Below are 15743 nucleotides of genomic sequence, written 5' to 3'. Positions count from 1 at the left end.
TCGGTTGTTAATATGTTTGTTAAAATTGTGAGGCAGGTAATAAAAAAAATCTATTTTCCAAATGCCCCTTGCCAGACAAAATGTAATAATTGCTTTATACTGACCAATGGTGTTTGCCGTTATTAAGTGCTCATGAAGGAATACTAAGTGCTTATTTGGAAAAGGATTTTGCGGAACGTTATCTCCTACCTTCCTATGGTGGGTAGACATGGAGCCTCTGCTAAAGTGAAATCGAGACGATTTGATACAGAAGCGGTACTAAAAAAGATCTTAAAACATGACAAAGAGGGATTCTCCTCTTTTTACGAGCGATATCGGGGGCGTGTCTACCGCTTTATCGTTCGCCAATACGGCACCAGTGAATTTGGTAAAGCAGCCTACTATTCAACCTGGCGGCATCTGGTTGTGGCGGGAGACAGCAGCAAGACTCCCAAAGAGTTGAAACTCTCTTTCTTTCAATATCTTGGTACATCTGTAGGCTCACTGATGTCAGCCCAGCGTACCCAAGAGCAGACCAACTACTTGCCGAAAGACATCGAGCAGGATGAAAACTGGAGTCTGGCTCTGATCGAGCATATGAAACAGTTGGGCGATGATCAGAAACGCTACTTCCTTTTCAAACACGAAATTGGCATCAGTGAAGCGGCGATTGCCAGGACATTCAGTGTTAAAAGAAAGGCGGTTGAAAGCTGTATTGATGCCGCTGAGGAGACGCTGAAGAGCAGTCTGCATGAAGCCGGAATGCCACAAAAACTCTCTTTGGAAAAGGTCTACCGTGAGAGTCGGGTGGTGAAGCCGCCGCACTCCTGGGATAAAGAGATACTCGAATCATTCGACATGTGGGTCAAGCAGGCGAATGGCCCCGTCAGCAGAGCAGTCAAACGCGAAGATCCTCCGAGCAGTGAGGGCATTTCCGGAAAGTGGCAACAGCTTCGCGATCAACTGAAAAGCAAGTTTACATCCTTGAATCGAAAGTCACCGGCAAAACAGAGTCGAGACCGAAAGCTCTCATCTTCACACAACTGAGTGACGAGGTTTATCAATGCGTAGATCCTTTACGCATTGACAGCAACCCCTATCAATCCAATCGGACCCTAATGAGCGCTAAATCTCATTGTGGTGTCTGATCCGTCGATAACAACACATCAGCGGTTGGTTTTTCAACCGGTGGATAGAGTTCATTCAATGGCAGGGATTTTCCATTCTCGACCACCATACGGGCATGAAACCTTTTCAGTTCACGTGGTTCCTTAACTCCACAGGAGTGGGCCAACAGACCAACTTCATAGCTCATGTTTTTCACATAATTGGCAACCCGCTCTGCCTTCTCGGTAGAGACCAGGCCACGTTGCAGTTTCTTGTTATGGGTGGTGATGCCGGTGGGGCAGGTGTTTTTATTACACTGCAGAGCCTGTATACAACCCAAAGCGAACATGAATCCCCGTGCTGAAACCACAAAGTCAGCACCGATCGCCAGCGCCCAGGCAACCCCGGCGGGGGTGATCAGTTTTCCTGAACAGATCACCTTGATCCGGCTTCTGAGACCATACTCACAGAGCATATCGACTACCATGGGCAGGCTTTCGTGCAGGGTCAAACCCACATAGTCCATCAGCGCCATCGGTGCAGCGCCTGTACCGCCGTCCGCACCGTCAATGGTGATGAAGTCGGGGGCACAGTCATCACCCCGTTGGATGATTCGCTCACATAGGATTTCCAACCAGCCGTAAGCGCCAACCACCGTCTTGAAGCCAACCGGTTTTCCAGTAACACGTCGTATGCGCTGGATCATGTCCAATAGATCATCCGGATTGTTGATATCCGGATGACGGTTAGGGCTGATCGCATCTGCGCCTGCCTTGATGCCACGGATTTCAGCGATCTCAGGAGTGACTTTAGCGGCTGGAAGAATGCCTCCCTTACCCGGTTTTGCACCTTGGCTGAGTTTGATTTCAAACATCCGTACTGCCTGGTGGGCTGCGACTTGGCGCAGTTTCTCATCTGACAAATCACCCCGTTCATCCCTGACACCGAATTTTGCCGTACCGATTTGAAATACCAGATCGGCGCCCCCTTGCAGATGGTAGGGGGAGAGACCGCCTTCTCCTGTATTCATCCAACAGCCTGCCGCCTTGGCACCCAAGGAGAGGGCTTTGACGGCAGGCACGGAGAGTGCACCGTAGCTCATTCCGGAAATATTGATTAAAGAGTCGGTTTCATAGGGTGTATTGCAGTTTGGTCCGATGACGACCTTTTGGGTTGGTACCGCATCCTCACCAAGGGTTGGGTAGGGACAGTTAACAAACAGTATGGAGCCGGAGTGGCGCAGATCCCGTGTAGAACCGAAACCGATGGTGTTGTTGACATCCTTGGCTGCCCGGTAGACCCAGGATCGCTCTGCCCGGTTGAAGGGGAGTTCCTCCCTGTCCATGGCGAAAAAATATTGACGGAAAAATTCTCCGAGATGTTCGAAGAAGTAACGGAATCGTCCGATTACCGGATAGTTTCGCCGAATCGTCTGGCGGGTTTGTGTCACATCGATCACATAGATCACTGCAACGGACAACACCGCTATGCCAATCAGAAAAATGAAAATTACCGTTAGAATTTCAATAAAACCAAAAAACCAGCTTTCTGCGAGTGTCGTCATCATAGTTATTATATCCTCCTGGTATAGGGTACGGCGGATTGATCTGGTTGGATGTGGTCAATCGAAACAATTTATCGCTCTTCTCCTGGAGGATGGCTGAGTATTCAAAAATGCGTGTCACTTTTTTATAACTTTTTTATAAGTTTATAAGCTGTCCAACAAGAGAGGGGATGCAGTTGTCATGGCTTTTCCTTTCGATGTTCACTGGGGTTAACACTGATAGGGTAATTCCTAGCTTGTTGCCCTGTTTTGAAAGTGATTTATTGAACAGCAGTTGTCGCCTGGTACGTAATAAGGAGTGTTCCAATGACATTTTTCTCGCCAACCAACGCAATGAATGCGACCGGGCTCTGTTCCCTGTTGAGCAAAGCCGCCAATCAGCAGTTCTGTTTACCCGCTCTATTCAAAATACGCTGCATGTTTCAGCCTCAAGGGCAGGCTATCAACTCCATCATGGCGGGTGGGTGCGTCAGGCCCGACCCGCAGTTGGACCTCCCAGGCTGTCCACCCCAGTGCCCACCGGAACCAGCCTGTCCCGAGGAGCAGGAGTGGACGGTATGTCAGCAAGAGAATGGACGGGCAACCATCGATCTCGGTGATCAGTACGAACTCGAGCTGAATGAAAACAAGTCACAAGTGATCGTTCGCAACAAGGAGAATGGTGAAGAGACCAACATCTGGGGTGATCCCCATGTGGATTGGAACCGGGATGGCAAAACCGATGTGGATTTCTGGGGTAAGACCACATTCCAGCTGGAAGACGGTACCAAGATCACCATCGATACCGAAAAATGGAAAGGCAATGAAGATATGTATGTTGCCAACGAGCTGACCATCACCAAAGGTGACAAGGTGATACAGGTTACCGGATTGAGTCAGAATGAGACTGGGGATATGCAGATCAATCAGAGTGACAGGGGAGGTCAACTGATGGATCTGCTGGTAACTGGTGGCTTCGTGGTGAATGAAAACGCCTGTGGTGAGGGTTGGATCAATCCGCAGACTGGGGAAATGGCCACTCAAGAGGATTTCAATGTGACCAGACCCGGAGCTGAGAAACCCTATGAATTTTGTCAGGACTTCGGCCGCGCTTTGGGCTTGTTCCTGGTTACCGGTCTGATGGACTGGCGCTGGAACGGGTGATGATGTTGAGGCTGACCAGCAAGACTTAGTCGACTGCTTGGCTCAGAGGTGCCGGATGTGACCCTCTTTCAGATCCGACACCGCAAAAACTTGCTGATTTTTATCACCTGGCCAGTAACCACAATCAACTGACGGTCTGTGATACTGATGCTTAGCACCATGTTTTTCCTCGACTGTTCTGACATCAACTGGCGCGTGGTTTTATCAAACTGATAATCGACAGTTATTTATCGCTAACTATCTAAAAATATTGGCATTAGTTAATCTGGTCAGTCTGATGGCCCGAGTTTGCCAGGTCCTCGTCTGATCGATATGGGGTGGATTTCACTTCTCCACCTCCATTGGCATACTCGAACCGTTTTCAGCAATGGATGGTTTTATCACTCCATTGGCATCCTCTCTGCGGCTTTGAAAAGCCCCCGGACGACTCAAATGGTCTGCCACTTGGTTTGTATGGAAAGTGTTGAGGCTTTCTGCTACATCTCAGGTAGTGTAGAATCCCCGCTTTTTCCCGGCCGGTGTTGCAATGCAAGATATCAATCCCATCAACCATCTGATCGATGACCTGAAGAGACGGGCGGCATCCCTCAGGGGGTATCTTTGACTATGAAGCCAAACAGGAGCGTCTCACAGAAGTCCTGAGAGAGCTGGAAAACCCCGAAATCTGGAATGATCCGGAAAGGGCTCAGGCACTCGGGCGTGAACGATCGACCCTTGAAAATGTGGTATTGACCCTGAATGAACTGGACCAGGGTCTGGGTGATGCCTCGGAGCTGCTGGAAATGGCGGTGGAGGAGGGTGATGAAACCGCTGTCTCCTCGATAGAGAGCGATCTCTCCGAATACGAAATTCAGGTCTCAGGCCTGGAATTCAGACGCATGTTCTCCGGCGAGACGGATGGCTGTAATGCCTTTCTCGATATTCAGGCCGGTTCCGGTGGAACTGAGGCTCAGGATTGGGCGGAGATGCTGCTGCGCATGTATCTGCGCTGGGGTGAGCATCGTGGTTTCAAGACCGAACTGATCGAGGTCTCTGCCGGGGAGGTCGCGGGAATCAAAAGTGCCACGGTACGTTTTGAAGGTGAATATGTATTCGGCTGGTTGCGTACCGAGATCGGCGTCCACCGGTTGGTGAGGAAATCCCCTTTCGATTCCGGCAATCGGCGCCATACCTCCTTTGCCGCGGTATTCGTTTCACCGGAGATTGATGACTCCATCGAAGTCGATATCAATCCTGCCGATCTGAGAATCGATGTCTATCGGGCCAGTGGTGCGGGTGGACAGCATGTAAACCGGACGGAATCCGCAGTACGTATCACCCACAACCCCACCGGTACCGTGGTGCAGTGTCAGAACGACCGATCACAGCATAAGAACAAAGCAACGGCAATGAAGCAGTTGAAAGCCAAGCTCTATGAACTCGAGATTCAGAAGCGCAGCGCTTCACAGCAGGAACTCGAGGAGACCAAATCCGATATCGGATGGGGTAGCCAGATTCGCAGTTATGTCCTGGATGCTTCCCGTATCAAGGATCTGCGAACCGGTGTCGAGACCGGTAATACCCAAGCGGTGCTCGATGGTGGACTCGATATGTTTATCGAAGCAAGCTTGAAAAGTGGTTTGTGACAAAACCTCAGCCAAGACCAGTAAGCCAAGTATTAAAGAAGTTAGACCAAACTGAGTTGACAAGATTATGAATGATCAGACACAGGACGAAAACAAACTCATCGCCCAGCGTCGTGAAAAACTGCAACTGATGCGTGATAGCGGTAACGCCTTCCCCAATGATTTCCGGCGCAACAGCATGGCCGGCGAGTTGCATGCTGAATATGATGCTAAAAGCGATGAAGAGCTGGAGTCCCTCTCACTGAGAGTCAGTCTGGCCGGGCGAATGATGAGTCGCCGGGTGATGGGAAAAGCCAGTTTTGCCCATCTGCAGGATATGTCCGGTCGTATGCAGCTGTTTGTTCAACGGGATCTCCTGGAGGAGGGTTTGTACAATCAGCAGTTCAAGAAGTGGGATATTGGCGACATCATCGGTGCTGAAGGTGTGCTGTTCAAGACCAAGACCGGGGAGCTCTCGGTAAAGGTCGATAGCTTGAAGTTGCTGACCAAAGCGCTGCGTCCGCTGCCTGAAAAATTTCACGGCCTGTCTGATCAGGAGCTGCGTTATCGTCAGCGCTATGTGGATCTGATCATGAATGCGGCCTCCCGGGAGACCTTTCGTCAGCGCACCCGGATTGTGCAGTTTATTCGCAGTTATCTCGATGGGCGCGGTTTCATGGAAGTTGAGACTCCGATGATGCAGGTGATTCCGGGGGGCGCCACAGCCCGACCCTTTGCCACCCGGCATAATGCACTGGATATGGACATGTTTCTGCGTATCGCACCGGAGCTCTATCTGAAGCGCCTGGTTGTGGGTGGCTTTGAGCGGGTGTATGAGATCAACCGAAACTTCCGCAATGAAGGGCTCTCAACAAGACACAATCCCGAGTTCACCATGCTGGAGTTCTATGAAGCCTATGCGGACTATCATGATCTGATGGATCTGACGGAATCCATGTTGCGGGATCTTTGCCAGCATGTGCTGGGTACTCAGCAGGTCAGCTACCAGGGCGACAGTTACGATTTCGCCACACCCTTCCAGCGTATGACAGTGAAAGAGTCGATCCTGCATTTCAATCCCGATATTACCGATGAACAGATCGATTCTCTGGAACAGGCAACAGCCATCGCGGAGAGACTGCAGATTCCCATCAAGCCCAGTTATGGGTTGGGAAAAGTACAGATCGAGATTTTTGAAAAGACAGTGGAACATCGGCTGATGAATCCAACTTTCATCACGGCCTATCCCACTGAAGTTTCACCTTTGGCAAGGCGTAATGACAACGACCCATTCGTTACAGACCGTTTCGAGTTTTTTGTCGGTGGCCGTGAAATCGCCAATGGCTTTTCCGAGTTGAACGATGCGGAGGATCAAGCTGAGCGGTTTCGCAAACAGGTGGCCGAAAAAGAGGCTGGTGACGATGAGGCCATGCACTATGACGATGACTATGTGCGGGCCCTGGAACACGGTATGCCGCCCACCGCCGGGGAGGGCATCGGCATCGATCGGTTGGTGATGTTGTTGACCGACTCGCCCTCCATCAGGGATGTGTTGCTGTTCCCCCATATGCGACCTGAATAGGATCTGCCGCCACAGACAGGGCGGCATCGATCATTCTGTTGTAGTCTGGTCGGATGCTGATGGTCGGTTAGTGACCATACAACAGTAAACCTTCGGCATGCTCCAGGTGGTGTGGTGTACCGGCAAGCACCAGTACATCACCCTCCTTCAAGCGGGTCTCAGGCTCCGGTGCTTCGCCCCGGATGCCGCCGCGACGCACGGCTGTGACACTCACCTCCCAGTCCCACAGGTGCAGGTCTTCGATGGTGTGACCTACGGCAAAAGCCCGTTTCGGCAGGGTTACCGTATGCAGACGTTCCTGGAATCCCTCATCATGCTCGATATCGATTGCCTCCTGGCCATGATAGAAATCCCTGAGCAACTTGTAGTGATTCTCGCGGATCTCTCGCATGATTTTGAGGATTCGGGAGCCGGGGACCTTGAGCAGCAGCAGTAGCTGACCCCCCATCATCAGACTCGCTTCCACCGCTTCCGGCATAACCTCTGTCGCTCCGGCCAGCTCCAGGGTTTCCATGTGCGTGTCGTCCCGGGTGCGCACCAGCACCTGGATATCCGGGTAGTTGGATTTCAGAGGGTGGAGGATTTTCAGTGCTGTGGTGTGCTCTTCAAAGGTGATCACCACCACAGCGGCTCTGTTGATACCCGCGGCCTGGATGATCTCCTGCCGGCTGGCGTCGCCGAAGTGTACCGGTTCACCCGCTTCATGTGCCTCCTGCACAACCGTCGGATCCAGGTCGAGGGCAACATACGGAAACCCCTCATTTTGCAGTAACCGCCCCAGGTTTTGCCCGATACGGCCGTAGCCGCAGATGATCACATGCTGTTCGAGATGCTCCGCCTCATGCACCAGGTCATCGATGGGTCTCTGATTTGCTGTGGAACTGCGTAGTGAGCAGAACAGCTGCGCCAGGCGGCCGTTATAACGGATCAGAAAGGGGGATATCACCATACTGATGATGATCGCCGCGAACAGTATTTGACTCGTCTCCGAGGGAAGCAGTGACGATTCCAGGCTCAAATCGAGTAGTACAAAACCGAATTCGCCACCCTGGGCGAGCAGCAGACCGGAACGGAAACTGGCTTCGATCGGACGTTTGCTGAGAGATCCGATGAGAAAGATGATGCCGGCTTTGAGGGCGATCAGCACAATGGCTGCGAGGGTGACCCAGTGGAGTATCGGCAGCAGTGAGCTGAGATCCACCCGCATGCCCACGGTGATGAAAAAGAGTCCGAGCAGCACATCCTGAAAAGGTCGGATGTCCGCTTCAATCTGGTGGCGATACTCTGTTTCGCCCAACATCATACCGGCGAGAAAGGCGCCAAGGGCCAGGGAGAGTCCCGCTTCATGGGTCAGCCAGGCTGCAGCCAGCGAGACCAGCAGTACGGTCATGGTAAACAGCTCGGCAGATCGGGCGCGGGCAATCTCGTGAAAAAGTGGCCGCAGGATCCAGTGGCCGAAGGCCATGATTACCGCAAACACCGCCGTCGCCTTGACCAGCGCCCAGGCAAGCGGCATCAGCATACCTTCAGAGCCGCCTGCCGAGAGCAGGGGAATGATTACCAGCATTGGAATCACCGCCAGATCCTGGAACAGCAGGATACTGATCCCTAAACGTCCGTGATCCGTATTCAATTCAACCTGTTCAGAGAGTTGTTTGGTGACAATGGCTGTGGAGGAGAGTGCCAGAACCGCTCCGGTGATTAGCGCAGCGGAGGTCTCCAATCCAAACAACCAGGCAATCAACGCGGCCACGATGCCGGTTAACAGAACCTGGGTTCCGCCCAGGCCGAAAACAGCGCCTTTCATGGCCATCATCTGCGGAAGGGAGAACTCAAGACCGATGGTGAATAGCAGAAAAACCACCCCGAATTCAGCCAAAAACCTGGTGTCTTCGTTGGAAGCGATCAGTCCGCCGCCGAAGGGGCCGACCAGGATACCGACAATCAGATAGCCGAGTATGGGCGGCAGGTGCATGCGTCGGAACAGGGTAACCGTCAATACCGAGACAGCAAGCAGTAGGAGAATGATCTGAAGGGTATGGATGTTCATTAGTGCTTGTTTTTGGATTCTTAGGGGGGCAGTGTGCGCAAATCGGCCGAAGAAATCCATTCAACATGAGTGCGGAAATAGGAGCCCTGTGACCAAACTTTCCGCTTTCTGGGCATCTTGTCTGCCATTGATCAAGGTGTGGCGCTCAGAGAGCAGCTCTCCCGCTGTTACCTGCCACAAGCCTGAGCAAAGGCTCACTTGAGCTCCCTAACATTATGATTCTGTTAAAGACTGGTTACGTTGAGCGAACAATTTGGCTGCCGAGTCAATATTTCATGGGGTAAAAAACACATAAGTGTTAAAATCAACGGATTCGAAGCAATAGAATGTAATATCGTGGCTAAAAGATCTAAAAAAGGCGCTACTCATAAAGATCCCTATCGGGATCGCGAATCGCGAAAATACGAGAACCCCATCCCCAGTCGTGAGTTCATCATGGAGACCCTGGAGGAAGAGGGGATTCCGATGAATCGCCATGCCCTGGCGGATAAACTGAAGATTGAGTCGGAGGAGCAGTTAGAGGCACTGCGACGCCGTCTGCGGGCCATGGAGAGAGACGGCCAGTTACTCTGCAACCGCAATGAGAACTACTGTCTGGTCAATAAACGGGATCTGATCGTCGGCCGGGTGATCGGTCATGCGGATGGTTTCGGTTTTCTTCGTCCGGATGACGGGGGTGACGACCTCTATCTCTCCTATAAAGAGATGAGACCGGTATTCCATGACGATCGGGCGGTGGTTCGGGTGACCGGACTGGACCGCAGGAACCGGCTGGAGGGTGCCGTGGTTGAGGTGCTGGAACGCAATACCAGCCGAGTGGCCGGCAGACTCTATATGGAGAGTGGTGTCGGTTTCGTTGTACCCGATTCGAAACGCCTGAGCAAGGATATCATCATACCCTCCAGTGAGATCAATCAGGCTGATCAGGGGCAGATGGTGGTTGCGGAGATTCTGGATCAACCCACCAAACGCACACCACCCATCGGTCGTATCCAGGAGGTGCTGGGGGATCACATGGGTCCGGGTATGGAGACAGACATCGCAATCCGCACCCATAGCATACCGGTTGACTGGCCGGACGAGGTCACTCAACAGATCAAAACCCTGACCACCGAAGTCGCCGAGAAAGATAAACAGGGCCGGGTCGATTTGAGAGCGCTGCCACTGGTCACCATCGATGGTGCGGATGCCAGGGATTTTGACGATGCGGTCTACTGTGAACCGAAACCCAAAGGTTGGCGGCTACTGGTCTGTATCGCCGATGTCTCCCACTATGTGGAGCCTGCCAGCGCCCTCGATCAGGAGGGGAGAACCCGGGGTAACTCCGTCTATTTTCCAGACCGGGTGATCCCGATGCTGCCGGAGGTGCTGTCAAACGGTCTCTGCTCCATCAATCCGCAGGTTGACCGACTCTGCATGACCTGCGAACTCTATGTCAGCAAACAGGGTACGATTACCCGCTCCAGGTTTTTCACCGCGGTAATGCGTTCCCATGCCCGCCTGATCTATGACGATGTGGCGGCAATGCTGGAGGGTGATGCGGAGCTGACGGCACAACACGCTGAGCTGTTGCCTCATCTGCACAATCTCTATCAGCTCTATCAGGTGTTGCAGTCACAGCGTGCCGAACGGGGCGCCATCGACTTCGATACCACAGAGACCCGGATTGAGTTCAATGATCTTAAGCGGGTGGAACGGATCGTTCCTGTGGTCAGAAATGATGCCCACCGTATCATTGAGGAGTGCATGCTGGCGGCAAATGTGGCCGCTGCACGGTTTCTCCTGCGCAACAAAGTACCGGCCCTCTATCGCATTCATGAAGGGCCGGCAGAAGAGAAGTTGACCGATCTGCGCGAGTTTCTTGCCGAGCTGGGCCTGAGTCTGCCAGGTGGTAAAAAGCCGACTGCCGGAGACTATGCCATCCTGTTGGATCAGATTCGGCAGCGACCCGATCGGCATCTGATCCAGACCGTACTGCTCCGTTCACTCTCCCAGGCGGTCTACAGCACTGATAATGTGGGCCACTTCGGGCTCTCCTATCAGGCCTACACCCACTTCACATCACCGATACGCCGCTATCCTGATCTGATTGTTCACCGTGCTCTGAAACATGCGATCTCAAAACGCAAGCCCGATGATTTCGAGTATCCGAAATCTGAGCTGCAGAGTCTTGGAGAGCACTGTTCCAGTACTGAACGCCGAGCTGATGAGGCGACCCGCGATGCCCTGGACTGGCTGAAATGCGAATACATGCAGGACAAGGTTGGTGAGACCTTCAGCGGCATCATCACCAGCGTCAACTCGTTTGGTGTGTTCGTTGAGCTTGAGGAGATCTATGTCGATGGTCTGGTCCATATCACGGCGCTCGACAACGACTACTACCACTATGATCCGGTAGGACACCGACTCACCGGCGAACGCACCGGCAAAGTGCTACGCCTGGGGGATCCGCTGACGATCATTGTGGCCAAGGTCAACCTGGATGATCGCAAGATCGATTTCGTGCCGGCCAAACCGTCATTGAGCGAAGTCGAATCAAAACCTAAGCCGAAGCGAAAAAGATCGAAACGGAAAAGTAAAAACAGCACCAGCACCAGCACCTCTGGAAAGCCCGATAACAGTAAGAAAAAAAGCAGCAAAAAGAAGCGCCGTAAAAGCAAATCCAATTAATGTCTGATCAACGATCCTGGATATTAGGCCTGCATGCAGTAAAAGCCGCCCTGCAACAGAACAGGGCGGCTGAATTGCTGCTGGTTGATGCCGCTCGTCATGATGCCCGAATCCGGGAGGTGATATCCCTGGCTGAGGCTGCCGGTGTCAGCTGCCAGAAAATTGCCGGAAAAAAACTCGATGAGCAGGTCGAGGAGAGCCACCATCAGGGGGTGGCGCTTCGCATCAGACAGCAACAGATACAGGATGAACCCTATCTCAAGGCGCTTCTCAAGCGACTTGATGGACCACCGCTGCTGTTGATACTCGATGGGGTTAAGGATCCGCACAATCTGGGCGCCTGCATGCGCACTGCGGATGGTGCAGGAGTGAATGCCATTGTGATACCAAAGGATCGCTCGGTCGGCTTGACAGCTACGGTGCGAAAAGTGGCGAGTGGGGCGGCGGAGACGGTGCCGCTGATTCAGGTGACCAATCTTGCTCGAACCCTGAAATGGCTGAAGGCCGAGGGCATATGGTTGATCGGTACCGCCGGCGAAGCGCAGCAAACTTTGTATCAGGCTGACTTGAGCGGACCGCTCGCCCTGATCATGGGGGGAGAGGAGAAGGGACTTCGCAGACTCACCCGGGAAAACTGCGATCTGTTGGTCAAGTTGCCAATGCAGGGAAGTGTGGAAAGCCTCAATGTTTCTGTGGCGGCCGGTGTGTCACTCTATGAAGCGCTCAGGCAACGCCAGTAGCCGCCGGGTTCATAGGATTCAAAATCTATTTTTGGGAATGATTCAGTCTTATTGGAGATTTAATGTGATGAGAAAACTTTCCTGTCTCGCCTTGCTGTCTGTTCTCTCAAGCGCTCAGGTGCAGGCAGATACGCTGCTTGGATTTACCGCAGGCATAGAGCTATGGAATATTGACTCATCCGGTTCCATTTCCGATATCTCTGAATCGGATCTGCAGTTTTTCGACCTGGGAACCGAGGTCAAAGGGGTCGCTTCGATAGCCTTTGAGCATCCCGTACCACTGGTACCGAATCTGAAGGTCAGAACCAATGATTTGAGCTCAGACGGGGATATGGTTCTTAGCGAGACATTTCGTTATGCGGGCATGACATTTTCCGCCGGTCGTGAAGTGGATGTCGAGTTCGACATGCAAAGCACCGACTTCGTCTTCTATTATGAACTGTTCGACAATGATCTTGTGTCATTCGATTTCGGACTGAATCTGAAATATCTGGATGGTGACATCCGGGTCGAGGATATCGCTACCAGTCAGGCCTCACAGGACCGCTTCAAAGGTTATGTGCCGATGTTCTATGGCGCCGCACAGGTTGGTATACCGTCAACACCGCTGTGGGTTTACGGTGATCTCAACATACTCAGTGTTGGTGACCATAAACTGCAGGACTACCAGTTCGGTCTGGCCTATAGCCTAATCGACAATCTGGCGATGGATCTGCGCCTGAAAGGTGGCTACCGAAGCTTTTTGCTCGAGCTGGACGATCTGGATGGGGTCTATACCGATTGGGATTTCGACGGCTTCTACCTGGGCCTGGAAGTTGATTTCTAAGGACTCATGCTTCGCCGCATCCTAAGTGATCAACCGCAAATGCACGCCAATGAAGGCAGCAAATAAATAGTCATTTGCGACATTTTGCGGTGATTGGCGCTCATTTACAGCATAGTGGCCAATTATCTGTATAAGATTGCAGTGACAAATCTTGCGGTTTTCCAGGCAAAAAGGTAGAATCCGCCGCTTTCTGATCCCCGATTGCCAAAGGCAAACCCTCTCCGGGGGGTGAATCGACTGCCGATCGGGTATCGCTCCTTGCCTTACTGCACATGCGGAAGGCTGCCTAAACCGTAAGGAGATACAATGAGGCACTATGAAGTTGTGTTCCTGGTTCATCCGGACCAGAGTGAACAAGTACCCGCTATGATCGAGCGTTACCGCTCGGGTATCGAAACCAAGGGTGGTTCCATCCACCGGCTTGAGGATTGGGGACGCCGTCAACTGGCCTATCCGATCAACAAGATCCACAAAGCACACTATGTTCTGATGAACATTGAGTGTGATCAGGAAGCACTGGATGAGTTGGAAAGCGCCTTCCGTTTCAACGATGCCGTCATTCGCAATATGGTGATTCGTCGGGAAGAGGCGATTACCGAGCTCTCTCAGTTGGCCAAATCCCAGGAAGCTGACGAACGCCCAGCGAGCCGTGGCAATGATGAAGATGCGCAGGACGAAAACGAGGATTCGGTTGCTGAAGCGACTGAATCAAGTGACGACTGAGCAGCAGGAACAGAGAGAGGACAAATAGATGGCACGTTTTTTTCGACGTAAGAAATATTGCCGCTTCACAGCGGAAGGCATCAGCGAGATCGATTACAAGGATCTGAATCTCCTCAAGGCCTATGTCAGTGAGAGTGGCAAGATCGTACCCAGCCGTATTACCGGTACGAAAGCAAAGTATCAGCGTCAGCTGGCGAGCGCGATCAAGCGTGCTCGCTATATCGCGCTGCTGCCATACACTGATCAGCACTAAAGGGAGTTCATACCTGCCGGGGTAGCGGAATGAAAGCAGTGGCATCCTTCGTGATGCGTGGGCCAGCGCGATCAGCCATGGTGGCAACGGTTCTGGCCGTGCTGTCGATCATCATTCCATTTATCGGTGTGTTCAGCAGTGCCAGTGTTGCTCTGGTTACCCTGAGACTGGGTGGTCTGGCAACAGCCAAGGTATTACTCCTTGCAACATTCGCCTGCGCTCTCCTGATGACACTGATTTTTGGTAACCCGCTGGCGGCGCTGGGTTTTCTGCTGGTGTTATGGATACCGGTGGTATTGCTCGGACTGCTGCTTCGCAATACCCGCTCTTTGGCTTTGACAACCCAGGCCGGATTGATATTCGGCCTACTGGCCATACTGGTGCAATACATCAGTATGGGGGATCCGGCCACTTTCTGGCGAGAGTATCTGGAGCCCATGAGTCAGCGCTTCATTGAGGCCGGTCTGTTTGATCAGGCTCAAAGCGTTGAGGTTTTAGACCAGCTTTCCAGCATGATGTGTGGGCTGGTCTCGTTCGGTTTTCTGCTGCAGATGTTACTCAGCCTCTATGTGGCTCGTTGGTGGCAGGCGATACTCTACAACCCGGGTGGGTTTGCCGAAGAGTATCAGCAGATGCGACTGCACCGGTTTGTGGGCGTTGCAGGTGCTGCGGCACTGTTGCTGGGACTGCTTCCGGAACAGAGCTATCCGGCAATATTGGGTTGTTTGGGAGCAGTGGTTCTGGGGTTGTTGTTTCTGCAGGGCATGGCGGTGATCCATGGTCTGGTGAAACTGATCAAATCCGCCCAGCTCTGGTTGGTAGTGACCTACCTGATGCTGATTGTTTTTTTACCGCAGATGGTGCTGGTGATGATCAGTATCGGTCTGCTGGATATTTGGATCGATTTTCGAGCCCGCTTTAAAACGCAAAACAGCGGGTAAGAAGTCGCGCGACAAGCCGCCGAAGGTGGTTTGGTCGCAACTAAAGATTTGACCTAATAAGGGTGATTACAATGGAAATTATTCTATTGCAAAAAGTGGATAACCTGGGTGATCTGGGTGAAAAGGTAAACGTTAAGAGCGGTTTCGGCCGTAACTTTCTGATTCCCAGCGGTAAAGCCATTCCGGCTACCGAAGCGAATCTGAAGGTTTTCGAGCAGCGTCGTGCTGAGCTTGAAAAAGAGGCTCAGGAGAAATTGCAGGCTGCCGAGGCGCGCAAAGCCAAGCTGGACGGTATGGAACTCTCCATCACCTGTAAGGCGGGTGATGAAGGTCGTCTGTTCGGTTCGGTCGGAACCTCGGATATCGCCAAAGCGGCAAGCGCTGCTGGCGAGTCGGTGGAGAAGAAAGAGGTCATGCTTCCGAATGGCCCCTTCCGTATTGCCGGTGAGTATGAAGTCGACCTGCATCTGCATGCGGATGTGGACGTCACCATCAAACTGACCATCGTTCCAGAGGCTTGATCGCCAGCCTCGGCTGTCGATCGTTACCCGCTAGCCACAG

General features: G+C 52.5%; 13 protein-coding genes. 11 read left to right on the top strand and 2 right to left on the bottom strand.

The window, feature by feature from the left end; translation table 11 throughout:
• Positions 1–225 precede the first annotated feature (225 nt).
• On the top strand, positions 226–1026 hold the full coding sequence (locus A3193_RS09110) for a hypothetical protein (RefSeq protein ID WP_139117046.1): 801 nt from the start codon (positions 226–228) through the stop codon (positions 1024–1026).
• Between the two features lie 85 nt (positions 1027–1111).
• On the opposite strand, the gene A3193_RS09105 is transcribed toward A3193_RS09110, so the two are convergent.
• The gene (locus A3193_RS09105; protein WP_305782016.1) at positions 1112–2653 is read right to left on the bottom strand and encodes an FMN-binding glutamate synthase family protein; all 1542 of its coding nucleotides are present in this window, start codon (positions 2651–2653) and stop codon (positions 1112–1114) included.
• 303 nt (positions 2654–2956) lie between these two features.
• Here A3193_RS09105 and A3193_RS09100 point away from each other — a divergent pair, with 303 nt between their 5' ends.
• The 3 genes from A3193_RS09100 (at position 2957) to lysS (ending at position 6979) form a co-directional block, all read left to right on the top strand.
• Positions 2957–3793 (top strand): DUF1521 domain-containing protein, encoded by an 837-nt coding sequence (locus tag A3193_RS09100; RefSeq protein ID WP_069014566.1) that lies wholly within the window; start codon positions 2957–2959, stop codon positions 3791–3793.
• Positions 3794–4319: 526 nt separating this feature from the next.
• A protein-coding gene (gene prfB, locus A3193_RS09095) for a peptide chain release factor 2 (RefSeq protein ID WP_141694609.1) occupies positions 4320–5418 on the top strand; the annotation gives its coding sequence in 2 pieces (ribosomal slippage) (positions 4320–4394 and positions 4396–5418; 1098 coding nt in all).
• Between the two features lie 67 nt (positions 5419–5485).
• Complete coding sequence (lysS, locus tag A3193_RS09090; protein WP_069014565.1) at positions 5486–6979, top strand: lysine--tRNA ligase; 1494 nt, start codon at positions 5486–5488, stop codon at positions 6977–6979.
• A gap of 67 nt (positions 6980–7046) precedes the next feature.
• Here lysS and A3193_RS09085 read toward each other — a convergent pair whose 3' ends face one another.
• Positions 7047–9029 (bottom strand): monovalent cation:proton antiporter-2 (CPA2) family protein, encoded by a 1983-nt coding sequence (locus A3193_RS09085; protein ID WP_069014564.1) that lies wholly within the window; start codon positions 9027–9029, stop codon positions 7047–7049.
• Positions 9030–9362: 333 nt separating this feature from the next.
• Between A3193_RS09085 and rnr the strand changes: the two genes are divergently transcribed.
• From rnr to rplI, 7 genes are all read left to right on the top strand, one after another.
• Positions 9363–11699, top strand: a complete 2337-nt coding sequence (gene rnr / locus A3193_RS09080; protein WP_069014764.1) for a ribonuclease R — start codon at positions 9363–9365, stop codon at positions 11697–11699.
• Complete coding sequence (rlmB, locus tag A3193_RS09075) at positions 11699–12439, top strand: 23S rRNA (guanosine(2251)-2'-O)-methyltransferase RlmB (protein ID WP_069006028.1); 741 nt, start codon at positions 11699–11701, stop codon at positions 12437–12439. The genes rnr and rlmB overlap by 1 nt, the downstream gene beginning before the upstream one ends.
• Before the next feature lie 67 nt (positions 12440–12506).
• A complete protein-coding gene (locus tag A3193_RS09070; RefSeq protein ID WP_069006027.1) occupies positions 12507–13265 on the top strand; it encodes a TIGR04219 family outer membrane beta-barrel protein in 759 nt (252 codons plus the stop codon).
• Positions 13266–13571: 306 nt separating this feature from the next.
• The gene (gene rpsF / locus A3193_RS09065) at positions 13572–13988 is read left to right on the top strand and encodes a 30S ribosomal protein S6 (RefSeq protein WP_069006026.1); all 417 of its coding nucleotides are present in this window, start codon (positions 13572–13574) and stop codon (positions 13986–13988) included.
• A gap of 28 nt (positions 13989–14016) precedes the next feature.
• Positions 14017–14241 carry a 30S ribosomal protein S18 gene (gene rpsR / locus A3193_RS09060; RefSeq protein WP_068993710.1) on the top strand — a complete coding sequence of 75 codons (225 nt, stop codon included), beginning with the start codon at positions 14017–14019 and terminating at the stop codon, positions 14239–14241.
• Between the two features lie 29 nt (positions 14242–14270).
• Positions 14271–15182: a YybS family protein gene (locus tag A3193_RS09055; protein ID WP_069014563.1), complete on the top strand. Its 912-nt coding sequence runs from the start codon at positions 14271–14273 to the stop codon at positions 15180–15182.
• A gap of 71 nt (positions 15183–15253) precedes the next feature.
• Positions 15254–15703: a 50S ribosomal protein L9 gene (gene rplI / locus A3193_RS09050; protein ID WP_068993703.1), complete on the top strand. Its 450-nt coding sequence runs from the start codon at positions 15254–15256 to the stop codon at positions 15701–15703.
• Positions 15704–15743 lie beyond the last annotated feature (40 nt).

It is taken from the genome of Candidatus Thiodiazotropha endoloripes (assembly GCF_001708965.1).
GTDB lineage: Bacteria > Pseudomonadota > Gammaproteobacteria > Chromatiales > Chromatiaceae > Thiodiazotropha > Thiodiazotropha endoloripes.
The sequence above is the reverse complement of the archived record's forward strand: the minus strand, read 5'-3'. Positions and strand labels throughout refer to the sequence as shown.

Coding starts and splice junctions, on each gene's coding strand:
- A3193_RS09105 (WP_305782016.1), bottom strand. CDS start 2,653: ATGATGACGACACTCGCAGAAAGCTGGTTTTTTGGTTTTATTGAAATT.
- A3193_RS09100 (WP_069014566.1), top strand. CDS start 2,957: ATGACATTTTTCTCGCCAACCAACGCAATGAATGCGACCGGGCTCTGT.
- lysS (WP_069014565.1), top strand. CDS start 5,486: ATGAATGATCAGACACAGGACGAAAACAAACTCATCGCCCAGCGTCGT.
- A3193_RS09085 (WP_069014564.1), bottom strand. CDS start 9,029: ATGAACATCCATACCCTTCAGATCATTCTCCTACTGCTTGCTGTCTCG.
- rlmB (WP_069006028.1), top strand. CDS start 11,699: ATGTCTGATCAACGATCCTGGATATTAGGCCTGCATGCAGTAAAAGCC.
- A3193_RS09070 (WP_069006027.1), top strand. CDS start 12,507: ATGAGAAAACTTTCCTGTCTCGCCTTGCTGTCTGTTCTCTCAAGCGCT.
- rpsF (WP_069006026.1), top strand. CDS start 13,572: ATGAGGCACTATGAAGTTGTGTTCCTGGTTCATCCGGACCAGAGTGAA.
- rpsR (WP_068993710.1), top strand. CDS start 14,017: ATGGCACGTTTTTTTCGACGTAAGAAATATTGCCGCTTCACAGCGGAA.
- A3193_RS09055 (WP_069014563.1), top strand. CDS start 14,271: ATGAAAGCAGTGGCATCCTTCGTGATGCGTGGGCCAGCGCGATCAGCC.
- rplI (WP_068993703.1), top strand. CDS start 15,254: ATGGAAATTATTCTATTGCAAAAAGTGGATAACCTGGGTGATCTGGGT.